Annotated in this window: 25 protein-coding genes and 1 riboswitch; of the genes, 15 read left to right on the top strand and 10 right to left on the bottom strand. The window is 72.0% G+C overall.

The window, feature by feature from the left end:
• Positions 1-57: 57 nt before the first annotated feature.
• Both obgE and proB read left to right on the top strand, forming a co-directional pair.
• Positions 58-1,515: a GTPase ObgE gene (obgE, locus tag I4Q55_RS31960; RefSeq protein ID WP_206793067.1), complete on the top strand. Its 1,458-nt coding sequence runs from the start codon at positions 58-60 to the stop codon at positions 1,513-1,515.
• Positions 1,512-2,621 carry a glutamate 5-kinase gene (gene proB, locus I4Q55_RS31955; protein ID WP_206793065.1) on the top strand — a complete coding sequence of 370 codons (1,110 nt, stop codon included), beginning with the start codon at positions 1,512-1,514 and terminating at the stop codon, positions 2,619-2,621. The genes obgE and proB overlap by 4 nt, the downstream gene beginning before the upstream one ends.
• A 250-nt stretch (positions 2,622-2,871) precedes the next feature.
• Here the strand turns inward: proB and I4Q55_RS31950 are convergent, their stop codons facing one another.
• Entirely contained in the window at positions 2,872-3,585 is a 714-nt protein-coding gene (locus I4Q55_RS31950; protein WP_206793063.1) for an SDR family oxidoreductase, read from the bottom strand.
• A gap of 61 nt (positions 3,586-3,646) precedes the next feature.
• On the opposite strand from I4Q55_RS31950, the gene I4Q55_RS31945 reads away from it, so the two are divergent.
• Positions 3,647-4,222, top strand: coding sequence for a TetR/AcrR family transcriptional regulator (locus I4Q55_RS31945; protein ID WP_206793061.1), 576 nt, complete (start codon positions 3,647-3,649; stop codon positions 4,220-4,222).
• On the opposite strand, the gene argS is transcribed toward I4Q55_RS31945, so the two are convergent.
• Together argS and I4Q55_RS31935 are read right to left on the bottom strand one after the other, a co-directional pair.
• Positions 4,219-5,943 (bottom strand): arginine--tRNA ligase, encoded by a 1,725-nt coding sequence (gene argS, locus I4Q55_RS31940; protein WP_206793059.1) that lies wholly within the window; start codon positions 5,941-5,943, stop codon positions 4,219-4,221. The two genes, I4Q55_RS31945 and argS, sit on opposite strands and share 4 nt — an antisense overlap.
• Positions 5,944-6,031: 88 nt before the next feature.
• Positions 6,032-8,143 (bottom strand): RecQ family ATP-dependent DNA helicase, encoded by a 2,112-nt coding sequence (locus I4Q55_RS31935; protein WP_206793057.1) that lies wholly within the window; start codon positions 8,141-8,143, stop codon positions 6,032-6,034.
• Positions 8,144-8,340: 197 nt separating this feature from the next.
• Between I4Q55_RS31935 and nadD the strand changes: the two genes are divergently transcribed.
• From nadD to I4Q55_RS31900, 7 genes are all read left to right on the top strand, one after another.
• Entirely contained in the window at positions 8,341-8,910 is a 570-nt protein-coding gene (nadD, locus tag I4Q55_RS31930) for a nicotinate-nucleotide adenylyltransferase (protein WP_242547171.1), read from the top strand.
• Positions 8,911-8,970: 60 nt separating this feature from the next.
• The gene (gene rsfS / locus I4Q55_RS31925; protein WP_003067112.1) at positions 8,971-9,366 is read left to right on the top strand and encodes a ribosome silencing factor; all 396 of its coding nucleotides are present in this window, start codon (positions 8,971-8,973) and stop codon (positions 9,364-9,366) included.
• On the top strand, positions 9,363-9,977 hold the full coding sequence (locus I4Q55_RS31920; RefSeq protein ID WP_206793055.1) for a histidine phosphatase family protein: 615 nt from the start codon (positions 9,363-9,365) through the stop codon (positions 9,975-9,977). Before rsfS ends, I4Q55_RS31920 begins: the two co-directional genes overlap by 4 nt.
• A 3-nt stretch (positions 9,978-9,980) precedes the next feature.
• Positions 9,981-10,709, top strand: a complete 729-nt coding sequence (gene octT, locus I4Q55_RS31915) for a diglucosylglycerate octanoyltransferase (RefSeq protein ID WP_206793054.1) — start codon at positions 9,981-9,983, stop codon at positions 10,707-10,709.
• Between the two features lie 4 nt (positions 10,710-10,713).
• The gene (locus I4Q55_RS31910; protein WP_206793052.1) at positions 10,714-11,565 is read left to right on the top strand and encodes a DegV family protein; all 852 of its coding nucleotides are present in this window, start codon (positions 10,714-10,716) and stop codon (positions 11,563-11,565) included.
• A gap of 129 nt (positions 11,566-11,694) precedes the next feature.
• Positions 11,695-12,408: a ComEA family DNA-binding protein gene (locus I4Q55_RS31905; RefSeq protein WP_206793050.1), complete on the top strand. Its 714-nt coding sequence runs from the start codon at positions 11,695-11,697 to the stop codon at positions 12,406-12,408.
• A 204-nt stretch (positions 12,409-12,612) separates the two neighbouring features.
• Positions 12,613-14,994: a ComEC/Rec2 family competence protein gene (locus I4Q55_RS31900; protein ID WP_206793048.1), complete on the top strand. Its 2,382-nt coding sequence runs from the start codon at positions 12,613-12,615 to the stop codon at positions 14,992-14,994.
• Positions 14,995-14,997: 3 nt separating this feature from the next.
• On the opposite strand, the gene thrC is transcribed toward I4Q55_RS31900, so the two are convergent.
• Positions 14,998-16,263, bottom strand: coding sequence for a threonine synthase (gene thrC, locus I4Q55_RS31895; protein WP_091316170.1), 1,266 nt, complete (start codon positions 16,261-16,263; stop codon positions 14,998-15,000).
• A gap of 13 nt (positions 16,264-16,276) precedes the next feature.
• Positions 16,277-16,410, bottom strand: a riboswitch (SAM riboswitch).
• A 150-nt stretch (positions 16,411-16,560) separates the two neighbouring features.
• On the opposite strand from thrC, the gene holA reads away from it, so the two are divergent.
• On the top strand, positions 16,561-17,541 hold the full coding sequence (gene holA / locus I4Q55_RS31890; RefSeq protein ID WP_206793046.1) for a DNA polymerase III subunit delta: 981 nt from the start codon (positions 16,561-16,563) through the stop codon (positions 17,539-17,541).
• A 109-nt stretch (positions 17,542-17,650) separates the two neighbouring features.
• Here the strand turns inward: holA and rpsT are convergent, their stop codons facing one another.
• Positions 17,651-17,911, bottom strand: a complete 261-nt coding sequence (gene rpsT, locus I4Q55_RS31885) for a 30S ribosomal protein S20 (protein WP_091316168.1) — start codon at positions 17,909-17,911, stop codon at positions 17,651-17,653.
• Positions 17,912-18,263: 352 nt separating this feature from the next.
• Between rpsT and I4Q55_RS31880 the strand changes: the two genes are divergently transcribed.
• Together I4Q55_RS31880 and I4Q55_RS31875 are read left to right on the top strand one after the other, a co-directional pair.
• Positions 18,264-19,127 carry a DMT family transporter gene (locus I4Q55_RS31880; protein WP_206793044.1) on the top strand — a complete coding sequence of 288 codons (864 nt, stop codon included), beginning with the start codon at positions 18,264-18,266 and terminating at the stop codon, positions 19,125-19,127.
• A gap of 23 nt (positions 19,128-19,150) precedes the next feature.
• On the top strand, positions 19,151-19,525 hold the full coding sequence (locus I4Q55_RS31875) for a VOC family protein (protein ID WP_206793042.1): 375 nt from the start codon (positions 19,151-19,153) through the stop codon (positions 19,523-19,525).
• Here the strand turns inward: I4Q55_RS31875 and I4Q55_RS31870 are convergent.
• Positions 19,522-20,142 (bottom strand): class I SAM-dependent methyltransferase, encoded by a 621-nt coding sequence (locus I4Q55_RS31870; protein WP_206793040.1) that lies wholly within the window; start codon positions 20,140-20,142, stop codon positions 19,522-19,524. The two genes, I4Q55_RS31875 and I4Q55_RS31870, sit on opposite strands and share 4 nt — an antisense overlap.
• Before the next feature lie 115 nt (positions 20,143-20,257).
• On the opposite strand from I4Q55_RS31870, the gene lepA reads away from it, so the two are divergent.
• Both lepA and I4Q55_RS31860 read left to right on the top strand, forming a co-directional pair.
• Positions 20,258-22,096 (top strand): translation elongation factor 4, encoded by a 1,839-nt coding sequence (lepA, locus tag I4Q55_RS31865; RefSeq protein WP_206793038.1) that lies wholly within the window; start codon positions 20,258-20,260, stop codon positions 22,094-22,096.
• 132 nt (positions 22,097-22,228) lie between these two features.
• Entirely contained in the window at positions 22,229-22,798 is a 570-nt protein-coding gene (locus tag I4Q55_RS31860; protein ID WP_206793036.1) for a Uma2 family endonuclease, read from the top strand.
• Between the two features lie 6 nt (positions 22,799-22,804).
• Here the strand turns inward: I4Q55_RS31860 and I4Q55_RS31855 are convergent, their stop codons facing one another.
• The 4 genes from I4Q55_RS31855 to I4Q55_RS31840 all read right to left on the bottom strand — a co-directional run bounded on the left by I4Q55_RS31855 (position 22,805) and on the right by I4Q55_RS31840 (position 26,152).
• Positions 22,805-23,383 (bottom strand): hypothetical protein, encoded by a 579-nt coding sequence (locus I4Q55_RS31855; RefSeq protein WP_206793034.1) that lies wholly within the window; start codon positions 23,381-23,383, stop codon positions 22,805-22,807.
• A 26-nt stretch (positions 23,384-23,409) separates the two neighbouring features.
• Positions 23,410-23,856 carry a pyridoxamine 5'-phosphate oxidase family protein gene (locus I4Q55_RS31850; protein ID WP_091316150.1) on the bottom strand — a complete coding sequence of 149 codons (447 nt, stop codon included), beginning with the start codon at positions 23,854-23,856 and terminating at the stop codon, positions 23,410-23,412.
• Positions 23,857-23,897: 41 nt separating this feature from the next.
• Complete coding sequence (locus I4Q55_RS31845) at positions 23,898-24,320, bottom strand: histidine triad (HIT) protein (protein WP_242547131.1); 423 nt, start codon at positions 24,318-24,320, stop codon at positions 23,898-23,900.
• Between the two features lie 71 nt (positions 24,321-24,391).
• The gene (locus I4Q55_RS31840) at positions 24,392-26,152 is read right to left on the bottom strand and encodes a family 20 glycosylhydrolase (RefSeq protein ID WP_206793032.1); all 1,761 of its coding nucleotides are present in this window, start codon (positions 26,150-26,152) and stop codon (positions 24,392-24,394) included.
• Positions 26,153-26,181: the final 29 nt, after the last annotated feature.

Here is a 26,181-nt window from a genome sequence, read left to right as displayed (position 1 = left end):
TGCCACCCCTCGTTTGTTTTGTTCGTAGCTTGTCGTTGAGTGAAGTGAGGCAATGTCATGGCGTCCCGGTTCGTGGACCGCGCGGTCATCCACCTGACCGCCGGTGACGGGGGCAACGGCTGTGCCTCGGTGCACCGCGAGAAGTTCAAGCCCCTCGGTGGCCCCGACGGCGGCAACGGCGGCAACGGCGGCGACGTCCTGCTGGTCGTCGACCCGAACGTGCACACCCTGCTCGACTTCCACTTCCGCCCGCACGCCAAGGCCGGCAACGGCAAGATGGGCCAGGGCGGCAACCGCGCCGGCGCGGCGGGGGAGTCGCTGGTGATGAAGGTGCCGTCCGGCACCGTCGTGTTCACCGAAGACGGTGAAATGGTCGCCGACCTGATCGGCCCGGGCACCACGTTCGTCGCCGCCCAGGGCGGCCGCGGCGGCCTCGGCAACGCCGCGCTGTCGTCGAAGGCGCGCAAGGCCCCCGGGTTCGCGCTGCTGGGCGAGCCGGGGGAGGCGCGCAACCTGACGCTGGAGCTGCGGTCGGTCGCCGACGTCGGCCTGCTGGGCTTCCCGTCCGCCGGCAAGTCGTCGCTGATCTCGGTGCTGTCCGCGGCCAAGCCGAAGATCGCCGACTACCCGTTCACCACGCTGGTGCCGAACCTCGGCGTCATCACCGGCGGCGACACGGTGTTCACGATGGCCGACGTGCCCGGCCTCATCCCCGGCGCGTCCGAGGGCAAGGGCCTGGGCCTCGACTTCCTCCGCCACATCGAGCGCTGCGCGGTGCTGGTGCACGTCGTCGACTGCGCGACGCTGGAGCCCGGCCGCGACCCGGTGTCCGATGTGGACGCTCTGGAGGCGGAGCTCGCGAAGTACACGCCGAGCCTCGGCGGGAAGCTCGAAGAACGTCCGCGCGTCGTCGTCCTCAACAAGGTCGACGTCCCGGAGGCGGCCGAGCTCGCCGAGTTCGTCCGCCCGGACTTCGAAGCCCGTGGCCTGCAGGTATTCGAGGTATCGACGGCGTCCCGCAAGGGCCTCCGGGAGCTGACCTTCGCGCTGGCCGCGATCGTCGAGAAGTACCGCGAGGCGCAGCCGGTGCTGGAGCCGGAGAAGATCGTCCTGCGGCCGCTCGCCGTCGACGACTCCGGCTTCACCGTCGAGGTCGACCCCGAGGAAGAAGGCGCGTTCATCGTCCGCGGCGCGCGTCCGGAGCGCTGGATCCGGCAGACCGACTTCGGCAACGACGAGGCCGTCGGCTACCTCGCCGACCGGCTCAACCGCCTCGGCGTCGAGGACCAGCTGGCGAAGCTCGGCGCGAAGCCGGGGAGCCCGGTCACGATCGGTGACGTCCAGTTCGAGTGGGAGCCGTCGACGCCTTCGGTCGCGGTTCACCTGTCCGGGCGCGGCACCGACGTCCGGCTGGAGCGCAACGACCGGGTCGGCGCGGCCGAGCGCAAGGAAGCCCGCCGGATCCGCCGCGACGGCACCGGCGAGGACGACGACGAGCTGGACCTCGACGCGTGAGCGGCACGCGCGAAGCGATCGCTCACGCTCGCCGGTTGGTCGTCAAGGTCGGCTCGTCGGCGCTGACGACGGCGGGCAGCGGGCTCGACGTGGCCCGGCTGGACGCACTGGTCGACGCGATCGCCGAGCGCGTCGCCCGGGAAACCCAGATCGTCCTGGTGTCCTCGGGCGCGATCGGGGCCGGCCTGGCCCCGCTTTCGCTGAGCAAGCGCCCGCGTGACCTCGCCACGCAGCAGGCGGCGGCGAGCGTCGGGCAGCTGGCGCTGGCGCACGCGTACGCCGAGTCGTTCGGGCGGTATTCGCTGACGGTCGGACAGGTGCTGCTGACGTCGGACGACGTCGTCCGGCGTTCGCACTACCGCAACGCGCAGCGGACGTTCTCGCGGCTGCTGGCGCTGGGCGCGGTCCCGGTCGTCAACGAGAACGACACGGTGGCGACCGAGGAAATCCGCTTCGGCGACAACGACCGCCTGGCGGCCCTGGTCGCCCACCTGATCGGCGCGGACGCGCTGGTCCTGTTGTCCGATGTGGACGGCCTGTACGACGGCGACCCCCGCAACGGGGCAACGCGCAAGCTGACGGAGGTCCTGTCCGAGTCCGATGTGGACGGCATCTCGGTCGGCATGTCCAGCTCCGGCCTGGGCACGGGCGGCATGGTGTCCAAGCTCGCGGCGGCCCGCACGGCGGCGGGCGCGGGCATCCCGGTGCTGCTGGCGGCGGCTTCGGAAGCCTCGGCGGCGCTGACGTCGGCGTCCCCGGGAACGGCGTTCGCCCCGGCGGACACCCGCCTGTCGGCCCGCCGGTTCTGGCTGGGCTACGCGGCGGACACGACGGGCAAGCTCCGCCTCGACGACGGCGCGGTGACAGCGGTGGTCCGCCGCCGCAGGTCCCTCCTGGCGGCGGGAATCACCGGCGTGGACGGCGAATTCCAGGCGGGCGACGTGGTCGACCTGGTCGACGCGAAGGACCGCCCGGTGGCCCGCGGAGTGGTCGCCTTCGACGCGACGGAGCTCCCGGAGCTGATCGGCCGGTCAACGCCGGAGTTGCCGGCCGAGCAGCGCCGCGAGGTCGTCCACGCCGACGACCTGGTCCCCCTCCGCCGCTGACCAGCCCCGTACCAACGGGAATCTCGCGTGATCAGCGGGGCATCACCCGTGCGCCAAGGGGAATCTCGCGTGACTGGCCGGGCATCACCCGTGCGCCGAGGGGAATCTCGCGTGACTGGCCGGGCATCACCGTGTCGCCCTTCCAATCACGTGTGATGCCCCTCCAATCACGCGAGATGCCCCCTCAATCACGCGAGATGCCTCTCCAATCACGCGAGATTACCTCTCGGGTTGTGCCGGGTCCCGCCTCTCAGCCCAGCGAGACCAGCCGGGCCCCGCCGTCGACCTCGAAGACCGTGCCGGTCAGGTTCGGGTTCGTCGCCGCCAGCGTCACGACCTCCGCCACGTCGTCCGCCGTCGCGACGCGGCGGACCGGGATCGAAGCCGCCGTCTGCGCGAAGAACCCCTCCCGCATCTCGGCCGGGAAGCCTCTCCACCACGCCGTGTCGACCACGCCCGGCGACACCGCGTTGACCCGCCTCGGCGCCAGCTCCACCGCCAGCGGCTTGACCAGTGCTTCGATCGCCGCGTTCAGGGCGCCGATCCCCGCCGTGCCAGCCATCGCCGCGCGGGCCGTGATCGCGCTGAGCAGCGTGATCGAGCCGTCCGCGGCCAGGTGCGGCAGCACGGCCTGGACCGTGGTCAGGTGCGCCCAGAACTTCGCGTCGAACGCCCGCCGCAGCATCGCGAGGTCCAGCGTCTCGATCGGCCCCATCCCTTCGGTGCCGGACAGGCTCACCACCAGGACGTCGACCGTCCCGAGCGACTCCGCGAGCGCGGCCATCGCTCCCGCGTCGCCGCCGTCGGCCTGGTGCCCGGTCAGCTCCGGATCGCTCAGCGCGATGTCGTCCAGGCGTTCCTTGCCGCGGCCGGTGACGTGGACGTCGTACCCCCGCTGCTGCAGCCGTCGCGCGGTCGCCAGGCCGATGCCCGAAGTGCCGCCGGCCACGAGAGCGATGCTCATGCTTGTTCCTCATTTCGAACCGGTACGTCTCGTTTCGAAATCGACGCTACCATCGGATCCCATGACCGACCAGTCCCGCCCCGGCCGCAAGCGCAGCGAGCAGAGCCGGCTGGCCATCCTCGCCGCGACGCTCGAACTGGTCGCCGACGCCGGCTACGGCGCGCTGACCATCGAGGGCATCGCCGCACGCTCGGGCGTCGGCAAGCAGACGATCTACCGCTGGTGGCCGTCGAAGGCCGACGTCCTGCTCGACGCCCTCGCGACGAAGGCCGACCTGCAGATCCCCGTCCCCGACGCCGGCTCGTTCCGCGCCGACCTGGCCGGCTTCCTCACCCGCACGTTCGAGCTGGGCAGCAAGTCCCCGGTCGCGGACACGCTGCGGGCGCTGATGGCCCAGGCGCAGATCGACCCGGACTTCGGCAAACGGTTCCGCGAGGACTTCCTGTTCCGCCGCCGCGACGCGCTCGCCACCCTCGTCGACCGCGCCCGCGAGCGCGGCGAACTCCCGGCCGGCGTGGCGCCCGGCACGGTGATCGACGTCGTGTTCGGGACGCTCTGGTACCGGCTCCTCGCGACGCGCGAACCGGTCGACCGCGGCCTCGCGGACGAACTGGTGGCGCTCCTCGCTGCCCGCTAAAGGCGTTCGGGCGCTTCGATGCCGAGCAGCGAGAGTCCCAGCGCGAGAGTTCGCGACGTCAACGCGGTCAACCTCAACCGCGACGCACGCAACTCCGGCGAAGGCGCCTTCAGGACAGGACAATCTTCGAAGAATCGCGAGAAAGCGACAGCGGTTTCGTACAGGTACGTACAGAGCTTGTGCGGCGCGTAGGCGCTTGTCGCCGCCTTCAGCGCTTCGCCGAACCGGAGCAGCTTCAACGCCAGGGCCCGTTCCGCCGGCGCTTCGAGCAGCACGTCGGTGCCGTCGGGCAGGCCGCCAGCCTTCCGGATGATCGACTGCGTCCGCGCGTGCGCGTACTGGAGGTACACCGAGGTGTTGCCCTCCTTGGCCAGCATCCGGTCCCAGGCGAAGACGTAGTCGCGTTCGCGGTCGCCGGACAGGTCCGCGTACTTGACCGCGCCGATGCCGACCGCGCGCGCGACTTCGGCCTGCCCCGCCGCGTCGAGCTCACTGCGTTCGGCGACGACCGTGGCGGCCTGCGTGACGGCTTCGCCGAGCAGGTCGGCCAGCTTGACGGTCTCGCCGGCCCGGGTCCGCATGGCCTTGCCGTCCGCGCCCAGGACCGTGCCGAAGCCGATGTGCTCGGCGTGCCCGGTGAGCCAGCCCGCCGCGCGGCAGGTGGCGAACAGCATCGCGAAGTGCTGCGCCTGCGGCGTCCCGACGACGTAGAGCAGATCGGTCGCGCCGCGCTCGGCCGTCCAGTACCGGACGGTCGCCAGGTCCGTGGCGGCGTACCCGTAACCGCCGTCGCGCTTGCGGACGATCAGCGGCAGCCGGTCGCCCTCGCGGTTGCGGAAACCCTCCGGGAATACGCAGATCGCGCCGTCGCTGACTTCGGTCAGGCCGGCCGCCTCGAGGTCGTCGACGACCGCGGCGAGGTACGGGTTGTAGAAGCTTTCGCCGTAGATGTCCTTGTCGGTCAAGGAAATCCCGAGCAGCGCGTAGACTTCGTCGAAGTGCCGGGTCGACTCGTCGACGAGCTCCTGCCAGACGGCGAGGGTGTCTTCGTCGCCGCTCTGCAGCTTGACGACTCGCGTGCGCGCCCGCGTCGCGAACGCTTCGTCGCTGTCGAACTTCCGGCGCGCTTCGCGGTAGAAGGCGTCGAGGTCGGCGATCGCGCGTTGCCCGGCGGAGACGTCGAGAAGGTGCTCGATGAGCATGCCGAAGGGCGTGCCCCAGTCGCCGAGGTGGTTGTGCGGCAGCACTTCGTGCCCGGCGAACCGCAGCAGCCGGGCGAGCGCGTCGCCGATCACGGACGAGCGCAGGTGCCCGACGTGCATTTCCTTCGCGACGTTCGGGCTGCTGTAGTCGAGCGCGATCCGCCGCGGCGCCGTGGTTTCCGGCACGCCGAGACGCGAATCGCCGAGCAGCGCGCCGGTGCGTGCCGCGAGCCATCCCGTGCGCAGCACGAAGTTGAGGAAGCCCGGCCCGGCGATTTCCGGCGGATCGGCGATCCCGTCGAGCTCCAGTGCCCCGGCGATCAGCCCGGCGACCTCGCGCGGCGGGCGGCCGAGCCGCTTGCCGAGGCTCATGGCGAGGTTGGCCTGGTAGTCGACGCCGTCGCGCGGCGACACCTGGACCAGCGCCTGCTCCGGAGCCAGTTCGACGTCCAGCGCCCGGCCGGCGGCGGTCACCACGCGGCGCGCCAGCTCCTCGGTAACGTCGGCGGTCTGCTGCACGGTGTCCCTCCTTCGGCTCGGTCACGGGAGCTCGCAGCGTAGCGAGCGTGACCGGCCGGTGACGAAGGGTTTAGTGTGGCTCCTCCTCTCAGGCCGTGCTGGCCAGCGCGAACGGCAGCACCGCCGGCGCCCCGGCCCGCCGCAGCAGGCGCGCGGCCAGTGTCATCGTCCAGCCGGTGTCGATGACGTCGTCCACCAGCAGCACCGGCCCGGACGGCAGCGTCTCCGCGAGATCGGCGGGCATGCTCATCCGCCGCCACAGGTCGGCCAGCCGTTGCGCGCTGTTCGCCTGGCGCGGTGGTGGTCCCTCGGCGTCGAGCGCGCCCAGGAAGTCGAGCCTGCCGATCTCGGCCAGCCGGGTGGCGAGGCTGTACACGAGCTGCGGCCGCGTCGACGACGGCACCGCGACGACCGCCACCGGCCGTTGCGCCCACTGCCAGCCGGCGAGCACCTGGACGCAGGCCTTGAACACCGAGTCCGGCACCTCGGCGTCCTTCGCCTGCGGCCCCACGAGCTCCCGCAGCCGGTTGCCCCACCCGACGTCGGTGAGCCGGCCGAGCACCTGGCCCGGCTCGGCCTGGTCGTCGGCCGAGATCCGCCCGGACACCGGTACGTCCAAAGAGGACATCCCGGTGGGCCACTGCTTCCGCGGCGCGACCTCGACGCCGGGCCGTTGCAGACGTTCGCGGGTCGCTTCGGCGACGTCGTCGGCCACCGTGGTGTCCCAGTGCTGCCCGGTGCAGTTGTCGCACCGCCCGCACGGCGCCGCCTCGGGGTCGTCGAGCTGGCGCCGCAGGTACTCCATCCGGCAGCCGGCGGTCGCGAGGTAGCCGAGCATCGCCTCCTGCTCGCGATCGCGTGCTTCCGCCACCCGCCGATACCGCCCGCGGTCGTACTGCCATTCCTCGCCCGTGCTCGTCCAGCCGCCCTTCACGCGCCGGACCGCGCCGTCGACGTCCAGCACCTTGAGCACCATTTCCAGCCGTGACCGGGAAAGCTCGACCGAAGGCTCGAGCGCGGCTGTCGAAAGTGGACGGTCGGCGTACGCGAGGGTGTTCAGCACCTGCGTCACCCGCAGCTCGTCGGGAAAGGCCAGCGACCCGAAGTACGCCCAGATCGCCTTGTCCTCCTCGCCGGGCAGCAGCACGACCTCCGCGCGCTCCACGCCACGCCCGGCGCGGCCGACTTGCTGGTAGTAGGCGATCGGCGACGACGGCGCGCCGAGGTGCACGACGAACCCGAGGTCGGGCTTGTCGAACCCCATGCCCAGCGCGGACGTCGCGACCAGGGCCTTGACGCGGTTGCCGAGCAGGTCGTCCTCGGCTGCCTGCCGGTCGGCCGGGTCGGTCTTGCCGGTGTAGGCCGCCACCGGGTAGCCGCGGTCCTTCAGCAGCGACGCGACGTCGTGCGCCGCCGCCACGGTCAGGCAGTAGATGATCCCGGACCCCGGCAGCTCGGCCAGGTGTTCCGCGAGCCAGGCCAGCCGCGCCTGCGACGTCGGCAGCCGGCACACCGACAGCCGCAGGCTTTCCCGGTCGAGGCTGCCGCGCAGCACCAGCGTGTCCGCGCCGGTGCCGAGGCCCAGCTGCTCGGCGACGTCGGTGACCACGCGGTCGTTCGCGGTCGCCGTCGTCGCCAGCACCGGCACGCCCTCCGGCAGGTCACCCAGCAGCGTGCGCAGCCGCCGGTAGTCCGGCCGGAAGTCGTGGCCCCAGTCCGAAATGCAGTGTGCCTCGTCGACCACCAGGAGGCCGGTGCTCGCGGTCAGCTTCGGCAGCACGTTGTCGCGGAAGTCCGGATTGTTCAGCCGTTCGGGGCTGACCAGCAGGACGTCCACCTCGCCGGCCGCGACCGAGGCCTGGACCTGGTCCCACTCCTGCGGGTTGGCGGAGTTCATCGTCGCCGCGTGGATCCCGGCCCGCGCCGCGGCCGAAATCTGGTTGCGCATCAGCGCCAGCAGTGGTGAGACGATGACCGTCGGCCCGCTGCCCTGCTCGCGCAGCAGGGCCGTGGCCAGGAAGTACACGGCCGACTTGCCCCACCCGGTGCGCTGCACGACCAGCGCGCGACGCCGCTGCGCGACCAAGGCCTCGATGGCCGTCCATTGGTCTTCGCGCAGCTTCGCCGCATCGCCGGCCAGTGCCCGGAGGAGGGTCTCGGCGCGGTCGCGGAGGGCTGAGGTGGTGCTGGTCGTGTCCACGTCCCCACGTCTACCCCATGACACCGACAGATCGGGAATCGGCGGCGCCGCGAACGGAGAGTTTACGACCGAAACCGACCGTAATGTGATCTAGATCATACGATTTACCCGGTCGGGCGGGGTGGTGAAGAGCACCAGGCCCCACGGCGCTCCGCTGTATAGGCTCTCCGGTCATGTCACCACGGCGGATCGGGGTCATGGGCGGCACCTTCGACCCCGTGCACCACGGCCACCTCGTCGCGGCGAGCGAGGTCCAGTCCCGGTTCGGGCTCGACGAAGTGATCTTCGTCCCCACTGGGCAGCCGTGGCAGAAGACCGCCCGCGAGGTGACCAAGGCCGAGGACCGCTACCTGATGACGGTGATCGCGACCGCGTCCAACCCGGTCTTCTCCGTCAGCCGCGTGGACATCGACCGCGGCGGCCCGACCTACACCGTCGACACCCTGCGCGACCTGCACGCCGAGTACCCCGAAGACGAGCTGTTCTTCATCACCGGCGCCGACGCGCTCGAACAGATCCTGACCTGGCACAAGGCCGACGAGCTGTTCGACTTCGCGCACTTCATCGGCGTCACGCGGCCCGGCTACCGGCTCAACTCCCACCACCTGCCCAGCGGCAAGGTGAGCCTCGTCGAGGTCACCGCGATGGCCATTTCGTCCACCGGCTGCCGTGATCGCGTCGAACGCGGGGAGCCGGTCTGGTACCTCGTGCCCGACGGCGTCGTCCGCTACATCGCCAAGAAGGACCTGTACCGGAAGAGCGACTGAACCGCTGTCGGTCCCGGCGGGTACCCTTCTCGGGCGAACCCGATCTGGAAAAGGAGCACCGTGGCAGCCACGTCCGAGGCTCGAGAGCTGGCCGTAGCGGCCGCCCACGCGGCGGCGGACAAGAAGGCCAGCGACGTCGTCGTGCTGGACGTGTCCGAACAGCTCGTCATCACCGACGCCTTCGTCATCGCCTCCGCGTCCAACGAGCGCCTGGTCGGCGCCATCGTCGACAACGTCGAGGAGAAACTGCGCGAGAGCGGCCACAAGCCGGTCCGCCGCGAAGGTGCCCGCGAAGGGCGCTGGGTCCTGCTCGACTACGTCGACGTCGTCGTGCACGTCCAGCACGTCGAAGAGCGCACCTTCTACGGCCTCGAGCGGCTGTGGAAGGACTGCCCGCGCATCGAGGTGGCCGGACTCGAGGAGCCACCCGCCGACGAGGACCCGGACGTCCCGTGAGCCCGCGGCGGCTGGTGCTCTGGCGTCACGGCGAGACGGACTACAACGCCGCCGGGCGGATGCAGGGTCACCTCGACTCGGCGCTGACCCCGCGCGGCTGGAACCAGGCCCGGTTCGCGGCGCCCGCGCTGGCCCGCTTCTCGCCGGACCTTGTCATCGCCTCCGACCTGCGCCGGGCCACCGACACCGCCACCGTGCTCACCGAGGCCATCGGCGTCCCGCTGCGGATCGACAAGCGGCTGCGCGAGACGCACCTGGGCGAGTGGCAGGGGCTCACCGGCGAGGAGGTCGACCAGGCCTACCCCGGTGAGCGCGACCGCTGGCGCACCGACGCGACCTGGGCCCCGCCGGGCGGGGAGAGCCGCGTCGACGTCGCCGATCGGGCGGTCGAGGTCGTCACGGACCTGCAGCAGGCCAATTCCGCGGCGGGCGACACCGTGCTGCTCGCCGCGCACGGCGGGCTGATCATCGCGCTGACCGCGCGGCTGCTGAACCTGCCGGTCGAGACCTGGCCGTCGCTCGGCGGGATTTCGAACTGCCACTGGGTCGAACTGGGCCGTCGCGACGGGAAGTGGCGGCTGCACGCCTACAACGCGGGGATGCACGGCTAGCCGATGGGGCCGCGCCTGCTGGTGTTCGGCGATTCGCTGAGCTTTCACGGTCCCGAAGGACCCTGCGCCGCCGACGAGCCGCGGCTGTGGCCCAACGTCGCGGCCGCCGCCCTCGGGGGCACCGCCGACCTGGTCGCCGGGATCGGCTGGAACGCCAGGGACGTCTGGTGGTCGCTGACCGGCGACCCGCGCGTCTGGGCCGACCTGCACCACGTCGACGCGGTCGTGCTGGCGATCGGCAGCATGGACACGCTGCCCTCGCCGTTGCCGACCTACCTGCGCACCGGCCTGCGGTACCTGCGGCCCGACCCGGTCCGGCGCGTCGTGCGCAAGGCTTACCTCGCGGCGCAACCGCGGCTGGCGGTGGCGCTGCGCGGCCGTCCCTCGGTGCTGCCGGCCAGGCTCACCGTGCAGTACCTCGACACGGCCGTGGGCGCGCTGCGCGTCCTGCGGCCCGAGCTGCCGATCTTCGGCTGGCTGCCGTCGGTCCACCGCGCCGCGGCCTACGGTGGCGTGCACACCGCGCGCCCGGCCGCGGCGGCGGCGATGGCGGCCTGGAGCGCGCGAGCCGGGGTTCCGTTGCTGGACCTCGAAGCCGTCGTGGGGGAGCACGTGCTCAGCGGCGCGGGCAATCCGGACGGCATGCACTGGGGTTGGCCCGGCCACGCCGCGGTGGGCGAGGCGATGTCCGTGTTGCTGGCCCCGGTGCTGGCCCCCGGCCACGTAGGCTGACGGCGTGTCGGTCGCCGTAGTCACGGATTCCACCGCCCACCTGCCGGAGGGCTTCGCCGAACGGCACGCGGTCCGGGTGGTGCCCCTGCACGTCCTGGTCGACGGCGTGGTCTCCCTCGACGGCATCGAGACCGGGCCGGCGGCCGTCGCGGAGGCGATGAAGCAGCGGAAGATCGTCACGACCTCCCGGCCGACCCCCACCGAATTCGTGAAGGAGTACCAGGCCGCGTTCGCCGACGGCGCGGACGCGATCGTGTCGGTGCACCTCTCGCGTGAGCTGTCGGGCACCTGGGAAGCGGCGGTGCTCGCGGCGCAGGAGGTGGGGCCGGACCGGGTCCGCGTCGTCGACTCCCGGACCACCGCGATGGGGCTCGGGTTCGCCGCGCTGCACGCCGCTTCGGCCGCTTCCGCCGGAGCCCCGGCGGCCGACGTGGAAGCCGCCGCGGTGACGGCGGCCGGCTGCTCGTCGACGTTGTTCGTCGTGGAAACCCTCGAACACCTGCGTCGCGGCGGCCGGATCGGCCCGGCGGCGGCGCTGCTGGGCACGGCGCTGGCGGTGAAGCCGGTGCTGCACATGTCCGACGGCCGGATCCTGCCGCTGGAGAAGGTCCGCACCATGAACCGGGCGGTCGCGCGGCTGGTCGAGCTCGCCGCCCAGGCGGCGGCCGGGCACGACGTCGAGCTGGCCGTCCACCACCTCGCGTCGCCGGAACGGGCGGTCGAGCTGGCGAACCGGCTCGAGGAAGCCGTGCCGGGCTCGGCGGGCTGTGTGGTCTCCGAGCTGGGCGCGGTGATCGGGGCGCACACCGGTCCCGGGGTGCTGGGCGTGGTCGTCCAGCGGAAGGTCCCGCGCTAGCACACGGGTACGACGGAAACGCCTGGTCCTGGGCCCGGCCCCGGCAATCCATCCACAACACCCCGGTTGTCCACAGGACGCGGCGGCGCCCCTGTCGGACGCCTCCCCGCGAGCCCTAACGTCGATCGTGTGTTCGAGCAGACCGCCCGGGATCCGGGCTCTCCCGTCAACGACCGGCTCTCCTGGCTGGCCGACCAGCTCTCGCCCGACGCGAGCACGGTCGGCCCGGGCGGCCGGCTGATCCGGCGCTGGCTGCCGGGCGGAGCGGCCGATGCCGGCCGCCGCCGGTGGGCACTGGCCGGCGTCCTCACGGCGGTCGTGGCGATCGTCCTCGCCGCGGTCACCCTCGCCGGCAGCCGTCCGGCGCCCGAGCCACCGCCCGCGCTGCCCAGCGCGAAACCGGCGGCGGAGGCACGCGCGTCGCCCCCGCCGGGGCTGGTGGTCAGCGTGATCGGCCGCGTCCGTTCCCCGGGCCTGGTCACGGTGCCCCAGGGCGCGCGGGTGGCGGACGTGCTGCGCGCGGTCGGCGGGCCCGAGCCGGGCGCCGACTTGGGCACGCTGAACCTGGCCCGCAAGGTAACGGACGGCGAGCAGCTGGCAGTCGGCGTGCCGACGGCCCCACCAGACCCCGAAGCCCCGCCGGGCGGCGGAAAGCTCGACCTCAACACGGCAACGGCGGACCAGCTGGACACCCTGCCCGGAGTGGGCGAGGTGATGGCCAAGCGGATTGTCCAGTGGCGCACCGAACACGGCAGCTTCACCAAGGTGGAGCAGCTGCGAGATGTGGACGGCATCGGACAAAGCAAGTTCGAGCGCCTGCGGGAGAAGGTGACGGTCGGATGAGCCGGCGTCCCGCGGCTGCCGCCCGGCCGGGCAGGTGGCTTCCCGGCGGCGTGGGCTCGCCCGCTCACCTCCGCGGTGCCGCCCGGGCCCTCGCCCGCCTTCGAGCGCTTCCGGGAGCAGCATGAGCACATCGCCCGTGGCCAACCCCCGGCTGACCAGGGCAGCCGTCGTCGACTTCGCTCGCCGCCGGGAGGTGACCCCCGCATGACCAGCCTCCCCGTGACCGACACCCGCCAGGACATGCGGCTGATCCCGGCGGCATGCGCGTGCTGGCTGGCCGCATTGGCCGGCCTGCTCCTCGGCTGGTGGACGGCCGTCGCGGCCGGGCTCGCCTCGGCCGTGCTCGCCGGGCTGGTGCTGTGGCGGGCCCGCGGCCGTCCCCGGGCACGTGACGCAGCCGCGGCCCTCCTTGTCCTGGGCCTTCTCACCGCCGGCCCGGTCGCCTGGCGGATCCGCGACGCGCAGCGTGACGAGCTGCGCGCCCCGGCGGCGGAAGGCCTGCCGGCGGCGTTGCGAGTCGTCGTCGCCGAACGGCCGAAGCCCGTGCGCAGCGCGGGGTACGCCGACCGGCAGGCCGGTGCCCGCTCGGTCGTGCTGGCCGCCGACGTGCGCACCGCGTCGGTCGACGGCCGGCCGGTATCGTCGTCCGGCCGCGTCCTGCTGCTGGCGCCGGTCGCGCACTGGGCCTCGCTGCTGCCGGGCCAGGAGGTCACCGCGCCCGGTCTGCTGATGCCGCCGCGCGGTGCGGACCTGACCGTCGCAGTCCTGTCGGTCCGCGGCCCGCCGGGGGAGCCCGGCCCGGCGCCGTGGTGGCAGCGGGCGTCGGCCGGGCTGCGCGCGGGCCTGCACGACCTGTGCCAGGTCCTGCCGGAGGAACCGGCGGGCCTGCTCCCGGGCCTGGTGCTGGGCGACACGGGCGCGTTGTCTCCCCGCGTCGAGCAGGAGTTCGTCGCCGCCGGCCTCGCGCACCTCACCGCGGTCAGCGGCGGCAACCTCGCGGTGGTCTGCGGAGCCGTGCTGCTCCTGCTGCGCCTTCTCCGGCTGGGGCCCCGGCTGTCGGCCGCGGCGGCGGGGACGTGCCTGGCGGGTTTCCTCGTCCTGGTCGGCCCGGAGCCGAGTGTGCTGCGCGCGGGCGTCATGGCGGCCGTGGCGTTGCTGGCCCTGGCGTTGGGACGGCGGGGGTCGGCGCTGCCCGCGCTGGCCTTCGCGGTGTGCCTCCTGGTGGTGGCGGATCCCGCGATGGCCACGGACTTCGGGTTCGCGCTGTCGGTGTGCGCCACCGGCGGGCTGGTGCTGCTCGCGCCTCGATGGGCCGGAGCACTGGTTCGCCGCGGTGTCCCGCCGGGTTTCGCGGAAGGGCTGGCGATCCCGCTGGCGGCGTTCCTGGTGACGGCGCCGGTGCTCGCCGGCATGGCGGGTTCGGTGAGCCTCGTTTCCGTGCTGACCAACATCCTCGCCGCGCCCGTGGTGGCTCCGGCGACGGTGCTCGGCGTGCTGGCGACGGTCACCGGCCCGTGGTGGCCGGGCGCCGGGAAGGTCCTGGTGCACCTGGCCGCCCCGGAGGCGGAGTGGCTGATCACGGTCGCCCGCCACGGCGCGCGGGTACCGGGCGCGGTTATCGCGTGGCCCGGCGGCTGGCTGGGCGGGCTGCTCGCCGCGGCCGTGCTGGGTGTCCTGGTGGCGGCGGTCCGGCACCGGTGCGTGCGGGTGCTGATGGCGGTGGTCGTCGCCGGCGTGCTGCTGGTGTTCGTGCCGGTCCGGGTGCTGGCGCCGGCGTGGCCGCCGCGCAACTGGGCGGTGGTCGAATGCGACGTCGGCCAGGGCGATGCCGTCGTGCTGGCGACCGCCGAACCGGGACGGGCGGTCGTCGTGGACGCCGGACCCGAGCCGGGCCCGGTCGACGAGTGCCTGCACCGGCTCGGGATCGACCGGATCCTGCTGCTGGTGCTGAGCCACCTGCACGCCGACCACATCGGCGGCCTCGCCTCGGTCTTCGACGGCCGCGCGGTCGGCGCGATCGCCGTCGGCCCGGGGCGGTCGCCGGGGTGGGCGTGGCACCAGGTCGCCGCCGAGGCCGCCCGGCGGGCGGTGCCGCTGGTGGAGCTGAACCCGGGCGAGCGGCTCGACTGGCCGGGACTGGCGCTCGACGTCCTGGGCCCGCGCTACGTCCCGGCGCGGCAGACCGGGTCCCAGGACGGCACGACGATCAACAACAGCTCGGTGGTGCTCCGCGCGGAGACCACGGCGGGCCGGGTCCTGCTGACCGGCGACGTCGAACTGGCCGCGCAGGCCGACCTGCTGGCCGACATCGAAAACCTGACGGCGGAGGTGTTGAAGGTGCCCCACCACGGCAGCCGCTATTCGCTGCCCTCGTTCCTCGCGGCGGTGGCCCCGCGGGTGGCGTTGGTGAGCGTGGGCGCGGGAAACACGTACGGCCACCCGAACAAGTCCACAATGGACACGCTGGGCGCGCTCGGCGCGCGTGTCACCCGGACCGACGTCGACGGCGACACCGCGGTGGTCGGCGACCGGGCGGGCCCGGCGATCGTCCGCCGGGGCGAGCCGCGTGGCCCGCCCCGGCGGTGAACGTCAGTAGCCGAGTGCCTCGTTCACCGCGGCGGCGGACGGCGGCAGCGTCGCCTTCGGGCCCACGTGGTTCTCGATCGCGTCGAGGGTCTTGAGGCCGTCACCGGTGATCAGCAGGACGGTCTCGGCGTCCGGGTCGAGCTTGCCCGTCTCGACCAGCTTCTTCGCCGTGGCGACGGTGACCCCGCCCGCCGTCTCGGTGAAGATGCCTTCGGTGCGGGCCAGCAGGCGGATGCCCTCGACGACCTCTTCGTCGGACACGTCCTCGATCGCGCCGCCGGTGCGGTTGACGATGTCGAGCACGTACGGGCCGTCGGCCGGGTTGCCGATCGCCAGCGAGCGGGCGATGGTGTCCGGCTTCACCGGCTGGACCACGTCGTGGCCTTCGCGGAACGCGGCCGACACCGGCGAGCAGCCGGTGGCCTGCGCGCCGAACACCTTGTACGGGCTGGCGTCCACGAGACCGAGCTGACCCAGCTCGCGGAAACCCTTGTCCACCTTGGTCAGCTGCGAACCGGAGGCGATCGGCACGACGATCTGCGGCGGGATGCGCCAGCCGAGCTGCTCGGCGACCTCGAAGGCCAGCGTCTTCGAGCCCTCCGAGTAGTACGGCCGGACGTTCACGTTGACGAACGCCCACTTCGGGTGCTCGCCGGCGAGCTCGGTGGCGAGGCGGTTGACGTCGTCGTAGTTGCCGTCGATGGCGAGGAGGTCGCCGTCGTACACCGCGGTGGTGAGGATCTTCGCGCGCTCGAGGGTCTTCGGGATCAGCACGACCGACCGCCAGCCCGCGCGGGCCGCCGCGGCGGCCGTCGCGTTGGCCAGGTTGCCGGTCGACGGACACGCGAGCACCTCGAAGCCGAACTCGCGGGCCGCGGCCAGCGCGACGGCGACGACGCGGTCCTTGAACGAGTGCGTCGGGTTGCCGGTGTCGTCCTTGACCCACACGCGCTTGAGGCCGAGTTCCTTGGCGAGGCGGTCGGCGCGCACCAGCCGCGTCGCGCCCGGCTCGGTGTTCGGGATCTCTTCGACGTTGGACGGAACGGGAAGGAGTTTCTTGTAGCGCCAGATGTTCTTGGGGCCGGCCTCGATGTCTTCGCGGCGGACGCGGCCGAAGTCGTAGGCGACCTCGAGCGGCGAAAAGTCTTCGGCGGAGACGAATTCCGGAGCGAGCGGCTGCCGGTGGCCCTCTTCCTTCGACACCAGTTCGACGGCCGGGCCCAGATCCGGGGTCTTCGTGGTGGAGGTCGTACCGAGGGTGGCGGTCATCGCGAGGTTCCTTTCCTCATCTGCCCCGCCGAAGCGGGCCGGAATTGGCACCGTGGTCGTCAGCTACCCCGCGAATGCGGGATGACGGGCTGTACGCCGGTTGCCGGGGCTTCGTCGGGCCGTTCCCTCTGCCCCTCTGGATGAGCGGTATTCGGTTGTCGGTGCGCGCACGCCGGATCTACCGGGGCGGGCGGCTGCCTCGGCTACACCGTACGACATCGTCCACGGGCCATGCCACGGTGGCCGCTCGACATCACCGGAGCGGGGGCACGGGAGCGCAAGTGAGAGGATTCCCGGGTGACCGCGCAAGCCACCGCCCCCGCCCCGCTGCACCTGGTGCTGGGGGAGGAAGAACTGCTGATCGAGCGGGCCGTCCGCGAGACGCTCGCCGCCGCCCGCGCGACGGACGCGACCGCGGAGCTGACCCGGGTCCGGGTGTCCGATCTCACAGCGCCCGAGCTGGCCGAACTGGTCAGCCCGTCGCTGTTCAGCGAAGGCCGGGTGATCGTCCTCGAGTCGGCGCAGGACATCTCGCAGGAGTTGTCCGACGCCGTGGCGGCCTACCTGAAGGACCCGGCGGACGGGGTCGTGCTCGTCGTCGTGCACACCGGCGGCGGTCGCAGCAAGGCGGGCAAGTCGCTCCCGGCGGTGCTGAAGAAGGCCGGCGCCGAGGTCACGGAGTGCCCGAAGCTGACCAAGCCCGCCGAGCGGGAGCAGTTCGTGCGCCACGAGGTCCGCCGGGTAGGCGGCAAGATCGACCCGGCGGGCGTCGCGGCCCTCCTCGACGCGGTGGGCTCCGACCTGCGAGAACTGTCGTCGGCGGCAACGCAGCTGGTCGCGGACACGGGCGGCGCGGTCGACGCCGACGCGGTCCGCCGCTACCACCGCGGCCGCGCCGACGTGACCGGCTTCGCGGTCGCGGAGAAGGCGGTCGGCGGCGACCGAGCGGCGGCGCTGGAGTCCCTGCGCTGGGCGATGCAGCTCGGCGTCCCGCACGTCCTGGTCGCCGACGCACTGGCCGACGCGGTCCGCACGATCGCCCGGGTCTCCGGCGCCGGCCGGGGCAACCCGAACCAGCTGGCGGGCGAGCTCGGCATGCCACCCTGGAAGATCCGGAAGGCGCAGGGCCAGTCCCGCGGCTGGAACCCCGACGGCCTCGCAACGGCAATGCGCGTGGTCGCGCGCCTGAACGCCGAGGTCAAAGGCGTGGCGGCCGACCCGGGCTACGCACTAGAGCGAGCGGTCCTGGAGGTGGCGGCCGCCAAGGGCGACCGCTGACCGACGCGGGCGGAGCGGGCGCAGGCCGCCCCAACCACCTCCAGGCCGCCTCCCCCGGACACAAGAAAAGCCCCGGCCGAAGCCGGGGCCTTTCCGGAAATCAAGCAGCTCAGAGCGCGTTGACGCGCTTCGCCAGCGCCGACTTCTTGTTGGCGGCCTGGTTGGCGTGGATGACGCCCTTCGAGACGGCCTTGTCCAGCTTCTGGGCGGCGTCGCGCTGCAGCTCGGCGGCCTTGGCCTTGTCGCCGGCCTCGGCGGCTTCGCGGACCTTGCGGATCGCGGTCTTCACCGAGGACCGGATCGCCTGGTTGCGCTGACGCGCCTTCTCGTTCGTGGTGATGCGCTTGATCTGCGACTTGATGTTGGCCATGAGGCAACTCCTGCTTTCACTCGGTGAGATCCGCGCCGCGCTGATGTGGCCCCGCTCGACGAGCGGGTTTCCTCCATGACGGAATGCCGCACGGCAACGAGCGACCACCTTAACAGCCGGGCGTCCGGCTCCCGGAGCCGGGACCCGATCACCAGGAGTACGGTGGACCGTGGTCAGTGCCTAGGGTTCCGCCGCCGGTCCGCGCGCCCGGAAACGCCTCACCACACAACCAGGGCCGGCGGGACTGGTCCGAGCGGCACCATCGGCGGGCCCGGACGGCCGGTCGTTCATCTGACGGGGCAAAAGCCTGGAGGACCCGGCTTTCGCGCGCGCGAAAGCCCGAAGGGATCCCGTGAACGCCACCGCCTTGTCCCTCGTCCTCGTCGCCGCCGTCGTGCACGCCGCGTGGAACCTCGCCGCCAAGCGGGTCTCCTCCGGGGGCACCCAGTTCGTCTGGCTCTACTACACCGTCGGTGCCGTCCTGCTGCTGCCGGTCACCGTCGGGTTCCTCCTCGTCGAAGCCGATCGTCCACAGTGGAGCTGGCTGCTCGCCGCCGTGGTCACCTCCCTGCTGCACATCGCCTACGGCGTCGTGCTGCAACGCGGGTACCGCGTCGGTGACCTCTCCGTCGTCTACCCCGTCGCGCGCGGCACCGGGCCGCTGCTGTCCGTGCTCGCCGCCGTCCTGGTGCTCGGCGAACGGCCCGGCCCGCTCGGCCTGCTCGGGGCGTTCCTGGTCGTCGCCGGGGTGCTGGTGATCAGCACCGGCCGCGCGGCCGGTGATCCCCGGGCCGTGCGGGCCGGCATCGGCTACGGCCTCCTGACCGGCGCCGTCATCGCCGGCTACACGCTCTGGGACGCGCACTCGGTGGCCGGCATCGGCGTGCCTCCGGTCGTCTATTTCGGCCTCGGCTCGATCCTGCAGAGCGTGCTGCTCGTGCCCGGTGCGCTGGCCGATCGCGCCGAGGTCGCGCGGGTCTGGCGCGAACACCGTCGCGAGGTGCTGCTCGTCGCCGTGCTCTCGCCGATCGCCTACATCCTCGTGCTGTTCGCCCTCACCATGGCGCCGGTCAGCCTGGTCGCACCGGCTCGGGAGCTGAGCATCGTGCTCGGCGGCCTCGCCGCGTGGCTGGTGCTCGGCGAGCACAACGCCGTGCGGCGGCTCGCCGGGTCGGTCATCGTGCTGTCCGGCATCGCGGCGATTGCGGTCGCCTGAGCCCGTCCGGTAGGGATGGTCGGGTGGAGATCCTGAAGAGCAGGCTGCTGATCCGTCCGCGCGACGTCGCCGCGTCGACGGCGTTCTACCGCGACACCCTCGGCCTGGCCGTGGAGCGGGAGTTCCCCGGCGGCACCGTGTTCTTCCTCGGCCACGGCTCCCTCGAGGTCTCCGGTGCCGGCGAGACGGGCTCGTCGCCCGACCTGGTGCTCTGGCTGCAGGTCCGGGACCTCGCCGGCGTCCTGGCCGGCCTCAAGGCGAAGGGCCTGGAGCCGGTGCGCGACGCCCGGCGTGAGCCGTGGGGCCTCGACGAGGCCTGGATCGCCGATCCGGACGGCACGCGCATCGTCCTGGTCGAGGTGCCCGAGGGGCACCCGATCCGCACGGACACCCGCTAGGCCGGCTTGACGGCGCGCAGCTGCGCGGCGAGCGCGGCGAAGCCCGGGGGCTCCCAGGTCCAGGTCTGCAGGTCGGCGAAGCCCGCGGCGGCCGCTTCGTCGGCCAGGACGTGCCTGCTCACGGGCAGCCACTTCTCGTGCGCGGACAGCAGCAGCCTGCCGCCGGGGCGCAGCACCCGGAACAGCTCGGCGAACCCGGCCGCGCGGTCGTCCCACAGCATGACGTTGTTCACGCTCAGGACGACGTCGACGGATTCGCCGGGCTCGCCGGTGTGCGCCGCGGACCCTTCGCGCAGCTCGGCGCGGTCGCCGCAGCGCTCCTGGCACAGCGTGAGCATCTCGAGGGAAGGGTCGACGCCGACGGCACGGCCGGCCAGGCGGGCAGCCGCATCGAGGCCGACGCCGGGGCCGGGGCCGACGACCAGGACGGTTTCGTGCGGCTCGACCTTCGCGAGGTCGACGATGCGGTGTTCGGTGGCGGCGTTGCCCCGGGCCATGACCCAGCCGCCGAGGCGGCCGAGCACGCCGGAGGGGTGACCGAACGTCCGGTCGAGGACGCGGGCGAACCCGCTGGTCTCCGGCTGGGGAGGGGGTGCCGGCTGGCGTGGAATGCTCATACTTCGAGGGCACCACGGATCACCGGAGCCCGCATCGGGGATGACCCCCACCCGCACCCGGAGGGCCATGGGAACATAGAGGTGGCCATCCCCGACTTTCCGAGGACTCATTCGAGTGACGACGTTCGCCGACACCACCTTCACGCCGCCGGAGCTGATCCGGAACTTCTGCATCATCGCGCACATCGACCACGGCAAGTCGACCCTGGCCGACCGCATGCTGCAGCTCACCGGCGTCGTCGAAGAGCGCGCCATGCGGGCCCAGTACCTCGACCGGATGGACATCGAGCGCGAGCGCGGGATCACCATCAAGGCGCAGAACGTCCGGCTGCCCTGGCAGGTCGACGGCCAGGACCACGTCCTGCACATGATCGACACGCCCGGCCACGTGGACTTCACCTACGAGGTCTCCCGGGCCCTGGAGGCGTGCGAAGGCGCGATCCTGCTGGTCGACGCCGCGCAGGGGATCGAGGCCCAGACCCTGGCCAACCTGTACCTGGCGCTGGAGAACAACCTCCAGATCATCCCGGTGCTCAACAAGATCGACCTGCCCTCGGCCGACCCCGACAAGTACGCGGGTGAGCTCGCCCACATCATCGGCTGCGAGCCCGAGGACGTGCTGCGGGTCTCGGCCAAGACCGGCATGGGCGTCGGCGAGCTGCTCGACGAGGTCGTCAAGCAGGTCCCCGCGCCGCAGGGCGAAGCCGACGCGCCCGCCCGCGCGATGATCTTCGACTCGGTGTACGACACGTACCGCGGCGTCGTCACCTACATCCGCGTCGTCGACGGCAAGATCACGCCGCGCGAGAAGATCAAGATGATGTCGACCGGCGCCACCCACGAGCTCCTCGAGGTCGGGATCATCTCGCCCGAGCCGAAGCCCAGCAAGGGCCTCGGCGTCGGCGAGGTCGGCTACCTGATCACCGGCGTGAAGGACGTCCGGCAGTCGAAGGTCGGCGACACCGTGACCTCCGAGCGCCACGGCGCCAAGGAGGCGCTGGCGGGCTACCGCGAGCCGAAGCCGATGGTCTACTCCGGGCTGTACCCGGTGGACGGTTCCGACTACCCCGAGCTGCGCGAGGCGCTGGACAAGCTCCAGCTGAACGACGCCGCGCTCGACTACGAGCCGGAGACGTCGGTGGCGCTGGGCTTCGGCTTCCGCTGCGGCTTCCTCGGCCTGCTGCACCTGGAGATCACGCGCGACCGGCTCGAGCGCGAGTTCGGCCTCGACCTGATCTCGACGGCGCCGAACGTCATCTACCGCGTGGTGCTCGAGGACCGCAGCGAGGTCGTCGTGACCAACCCGTCGGACTGGCCGACCGGGCTGAAGATCGCCGAGGTGCACGAGCCGGTGTCGAAGGTCAGCATCCTCGCGCCGTCGGAGTTCGTCGGCACGATCATGGAGCTGTGCCAGACGAAGCGCGGCACCCTGCTCGGCATGGACTACCTGTCCGAGGACCGCGTCGAACTGCGCTACAACATCCCGCTGGCGGAAATCATCTTCGACTTCTTTGACACGCTGAAGTCGCGTACGCGCGGCTACGCGTCTCTCGATTACGAAGAGGCGGGCGAGCAGATCGCGGACCTCGTCAAGGTGGACATCCTTCTGCAGGGCGAAACCGTGGACGCGTTTTCGGCGATCGTGCACAAGGACGCGGCCTACGGCTACGGCAACCGGATGGCGACCCGGCTGCGCGAGCTGATCCCGCGGCAGCAGTTCGAGGTGCCGATCCAGGCGGCCGTCGGCTCGCGGATCATCGCCCGCGAGACGATTCGCGCGATCCGCAAGGACGTCCTCGCGAAGTGCTACGGCGGTGACATCTCGCGGAAGCGGAAGCTGCTGGAGAAGCAGAAGGAAGGCAAGAAGCGGATGAAGACCGTCGGCCGGGTCGAGGTTCCGCAGGAGGCCTTCGTCGCCGCATTGTCCACTGAGGACTCCGGAAAGAAGAAGTAACTGTTCCGTTGATGTGACAGCGGCGCCCATATTCACACGGTGGCGTGAATATGGGCGCCGAACTCGCGTTCGATGCGGTTTCTGTCGGTGGTCTCTGGTTTCCTCTGGTGCGAAGAGCGAAAGGAGAGCACCATGACGGTCATGGCTGACATCGAGCATCCCGCCGATTCGGGCCCCCTGACGGTGCAGGACCTCGAGGGGATGCCGGACGATGGCCGACGTTACGAACTCATCGACGGGGTGCTCATCGTGAGTCCCGCGCCCGGTCGAAGACACCAGAAGATCGTGATGATGCTCGCGAGGGTTCTCGAGGACGCGTGCCCGGCTGAGTACGACGTGCTCGTCGCGCCGTTCGCGGTGCACTCGGGTGACAAGATCGAGCTCCAGCCGGACGTCCTGGCCGGCTTGGACGAGGACTTCACAGACAAGGACCTCCCGGCAGCACCGGTGCTGGCGGTCGAGGTGCTGTCGCCGAGTACGGCGCTCTACGACCTGAACCTCAAGAAAGCTGTCTACGAACGGCTCGGGACCGGCAGCTACTGGGTGATCGACCCGGAGGAACCCGCGCTGACGGTGTTCGAGTTGGACGAGGAGGGTCACTACTGCCAGGTGGCCAAGGCGGCGGGCGACGAGGTCTTCGAGGCAGAGCGGCCCTTCCCGGTGCGGATCGTGCCACGGGAGCTGCTGGGCCGCCTTGGCTGAGCTGCGTCAGTCCTGCCGGAAGCGAGTGCCGCGGAGCTGGGCGTGCAGCTGCCGGTGGCGCAGTTCCTTCCGGAGCCGGTCGAGCACCGCGTCGAACAGGGCCGGGGCGAGGATCGCCGTCTGCTCGAACTGCCGCCGCTCGGGCGGCGCGGGCTGGAGCTTGCCGCGCGGCGCGTAGCGCTGCACCGAGCTCTCGACGCCTCCGCCGGTGACCAGGTCGACCCAGAGGGCGTCACGCAGGTAGCCGTCGCCGAAGCGGGCCGACCGGCGAACGGTGACTTCGGCGATCTCCGGCCAGGGGACCAGGCGCGTGCTGAGCGTGCCCGCGGGCAGGCGGAGGCCCTCCTCGCCGACGGTGAGGTCGTGGAGAGCCTCGAACCCGCGCTTGAGGTCGCGGGCCTTGGACACGCGGTAGGCGACGACGGCGGCGAGCACGGTCGCCGCGTAGGCGCCGCCGACCAGCCACGGCGAGAGGCCGCGCACCAGCCCGGTGGCGAGTGCCGCGCCGAAGCCGGCGTCGGCGACGACGAGCAAGCCGACGAGGACCTTGACCGGCGTGGTGACGCGGGGCGGGGACTCGGACAACGGGACGACTCCTGGGGCCGGAGGGGTCAGGGATTGCCGATTATCCGGTCCGCCCGGATGAACACCGCAACCCGCCGCTCTTCGGCCATGACGCGGTCGTACTCGGCCCAGTCGTCATGGGTCCCGGTGGCGGCGATGAAGACGTCGCGCAGCAGCTGCGGCAGGCCCGCGGGATCGAAGCCCGGATCGGGATCGTCGGGCCCGACGAGGTGGACGGCGCCGGTGACGGAGAGCCAGTTCCACCCGCGCCGGAAGGTGACGGTGGCATGCCCGGCCCGCCGCAGCAGGGCGAGCTTGTGCGCCTTCCCGACGGCGACGTAGGCGACACCGGGGGCACCGGTCACCGGATCGTCGAGGACGCCGGCATTGACGACGGAGGCGTGCACGGTGCCGTCCGCGCGGGTGGTGGCCACGGTGGCGAGGCCGTGCTCCTGCAGCGACAGTGTGCGAACCTGCTCGAGATCAGCGCTCATGGCCCCAACCTAGCCCGCCGGACCGCCCGGACGCCCCGGATTCACCCCGCGAAGTGCGCCGACAACCGTCCGCACAGAAGGTCGAGATCCACGCGAGGCGCCCCAGGCCAGTCGACGTCCATCCACCCGAGTTCGCCGGGGGTCCCGCGGTGCCGCACGAAGACGTGCTGGTGAAAGTGGGCCCGGGCGAGCCCCCGCCCGGCCATGGCCGAGTGCACGGACTCGGGCTCGAGTTCGGCTCGCAACGCGCGGGCGGCAACCCAGGCCGCCCGCGCGACGCCCAGTGCCTCGGCTTCGGTGAGCCCGTCGAGGTTCGCGACATGCCGCCGGGTCTCGACGAAGAGGTAGCCGGGAAAGGCCCCCGGCCGATGACTGACGACGACGAGTTCGCCGGCCCAGACCACCGGCCCCACCAAGGGGCCGGTACCCCGGTGCTTGGCACAGATCACGCAGGAATCCGGCATGGCTGCAGGCTAATCGGCGGAGCCGGCCTCCGGGGTGTGCCGGGCCCACCGGCGCGGGCCCGGCACACACCTCAGCAAACCCCGTTGTCGGCCCAGACTCCCCACTGGCCCGTCGTTCCCGGCTCCTCGCCCCGCGTCCACCACTTCGCCGTCCACTTGTGGCCGTTGTGGGACACCACGTTCCCGCCCGTGTACACCTGCGTGGCGCTCCACGCCGGATCCGCGCACGACCCCGGGTTGGTCCCGCCCGTGTCCCACGGAACCTGCGACGACCGGTAGAAGTTGATCCCCTGCGCGACCCAGCGCGGTGCCTGGGCGCCCAACCTGGTCCGGAACGCCGTCCAGTCGTGCGTCGACCACGGCGACCAGCCCAGCTCCGCGTGTGCCGCCAGCCTGGGGAACGCCAGGTACTCGATGTCCGACGGCGTCACCACCGTCTCCGTCCACAACGGTGACTCCACGCCGCGGACCGCGGACTCTCCCACGCCCGACAAGTACGCTCCCGGGTTCCAGCCGTACGCGTCCTGGACCTCGATGTAGCCCGCCCAGGACAGGCCGATCGGCGTCGAGCTGTTGTACTTCATGTCCAGGTAGGCCTTGTTCGCCGGCGACAGGATCACCTTGCTGCCACGGGAAACCGCCGCCGAGACGCCCGCGTCCGACGTCGACGTTCCCCAGAACTGCGGGGTGGCGGACGCGGGCAGCGTGGCCTTGGCGATGTCGTGCCAGCCCACCACCGACTTGCCCGTCGCCGCCACCAGGGGCAGCACCTTGTTCATGAACGTCAGGTAGTCCGCCTGGGACGTCGCCGACGCCTCGTCGCCGCCGATGTGGATGTACGGGCCCGGGGTCAGGGCCGCCAGCTCGCGCAGGACGTCCGCCACGAACGTGTACGTGATGTCCTTCGAGATGCACAGCGAGCTGTAACCGACCGCGATGTCGGTGCGCAACGCGGGCGCCACCCCGTTGCAGTTCAGCTCCGCGTACGACGCCAGCGCCGCGTTGACGTGCCCGGGCATGTCGATCTCCGGGATGATCGTGATGTGGCGTGACGCCGCGTAGTTCACGATGTCCGTGTACTGCGCCTTCGTGTAGTAGCCGCCCGGGCCGCCGCCGACCTGGGTGCTCCCGCCGTACGTCGTCAGGCGGGGCCAGCTGTCGATCTGGATGCGCCAGCCCTGGTCGTCCGACAGGTGCAGGTGCAGGTTGTTGATCTTGTACTGGGCCAGCTGGTCGATGTACCGCTTGACCGTCGGGACCGGGTGGAAGTGCCGCGCGACGTCGAGCATCGCGCCGCGGTAGGCGAAGCGCGGGTAGTCCAGGATCGTCGCCCCCGGCACGCTCCACGGGCCCGGCTGGGGTGACGCGCTCTCGACGCGGCCGGGCAGCAGCTGCCGCAGCGTCTGGACGCCCGCGAAGAGCCCGTCGGCGGTGATCGCCCGCACCGTGACCGAGGACGCCGTCGACACCAGCTGGTAGCCCTGCGTGCCGACGGCCGCGGGTGCGCCGCTCAGCAGCAGCGCGATGCTGCCGGACGGCACGGCCGCCGGTGCGTCCGACACCGGCAGCGCGTAGCCGGTCGACGGCCGCAGCACGGCGGCCAGGTAGTCGCCGACCTGCCGGGCGGGGGCCGAACCGGCTTCGGTGACGATCGAAGTGGTCGAGACCAACGGGAACGCGACTCCGGCCGCCGGGGTCACCGAGACCGGTACCGGCACGATCGACTGCAACGCCGGCGTCGCCGCCGCGGCCGGGGTGAGCTGGGTACTGGCGCCGACCAGGGCCAGCACGGCGAGCGCGCGGCCGAACCGCCGCGCGAAGGGTTTCTTCACCGGGGGACCTCCAGGCAGAAGGGCGCGAC

It is taken from the genome of Amycolatopsis sp. MtRt-6, from assembly GCF_017308975.1.
Lineage (GTDB): Bacteria > Actinomycetota > Actinomycetes > Mycobacteriales > Pseudonocardiaceae > Amycolatopsis.
Note: the sequence above shows the minus strand (reverse complement) of the source record. Positions and strands in the feature narration are given on the sequence as shown.

What these genes read in the sequence shown, in the direction of transcription:
- I4Q55_RS31870 (WP_206793040.1), bottom strand. Translation starts at nt 20,142, where the DNA reads ATGAGCATTCCACGCCAGCCGGCACCCCCTCCCCAGCCGGAGACCAGC.
- I4Q55_RS31860 (WP_206793036.1), top strand. Translation starts at nt 22,229, where the DNA reads ATGACGGTCATGGCTGACATCGAGCATCCCGCCGATTCGGGCCCCCTG.
- I4Q55_RS31900 (WP_206793048.1), top strand. Translation starts at nt 12,613, where the DNA reads ATGACCAGCCTCCCCGTGACCGACACCCGCCAGGACATGCGGCTGATC.
- I4Q55_RS31950 (WP_206793063.1), bottom strand. Translation starts at nt 3,585, where the DNA reads ATGAGCATCGCTCTCGTGGCCGGCGGCACTTCGGGCATCGGCCTGGCG.
- thrC (WP_091316170.1), bottom strand. Translation starts at nt 16,263, where the DNA reads ATGACCGCCACCCTCGGTACGACCTCCACCACGAAGACCCCGGATCTG.
- I4Q55_RS31845 (WP_242547131.1), bottom strand. Translation starts at nt 24,320, where the DNA reads ATGCCGGATTCCTGCGTGATCTGTGCCAAGCACCGGGGTACCGGCCCC.
- I4Q55_RS31945 (WP_206793061.1), top strand. Translation starts at nt 3,647, where the DNA reads ATGACCGACCAGTCCCGCCCCGGCCGCAAGCGCAGCGAGCAGAGCCGG.
- I4Q55_RS31850 (WP_091316150.1), bottom strand. Translation starts at nt 23,856, where the DNA reads ATGAGCGCTGATCTCGAGCAGGTTCGCACACTGTCGCTGCAGGAGCAC.
- rpsT (WP_091316168.1), bottom strand. Translation starts at nt 17,911, where the DNA reads ATGGCCAACATCAAGTCGCAGATCAAGCGCATCACCACGAACGAGAAG.
- obgE (WP_206793067.1), top strand. Translation starts at nt 58, where the DNA reads ATGGCGTCCCGGTTCGTGGACCGCGCGGTCATCCACCTGACCGCCGGT.
- nadD (WP_242547171.1), top strand. Translation starts at nt 8,341, where the DNA reads ATGGGCGGCACCTTCGACCCCGTGCACCACGGCCACCTCGTCGCGGCG.
- octT (WP_206793054.1), top strand. Translation starts at nt 9,981, where the DNA reads ATGGGGCCGCGCCTGCTGGTGTTCGGCGATTCGCTGAGCTTTCACGGT.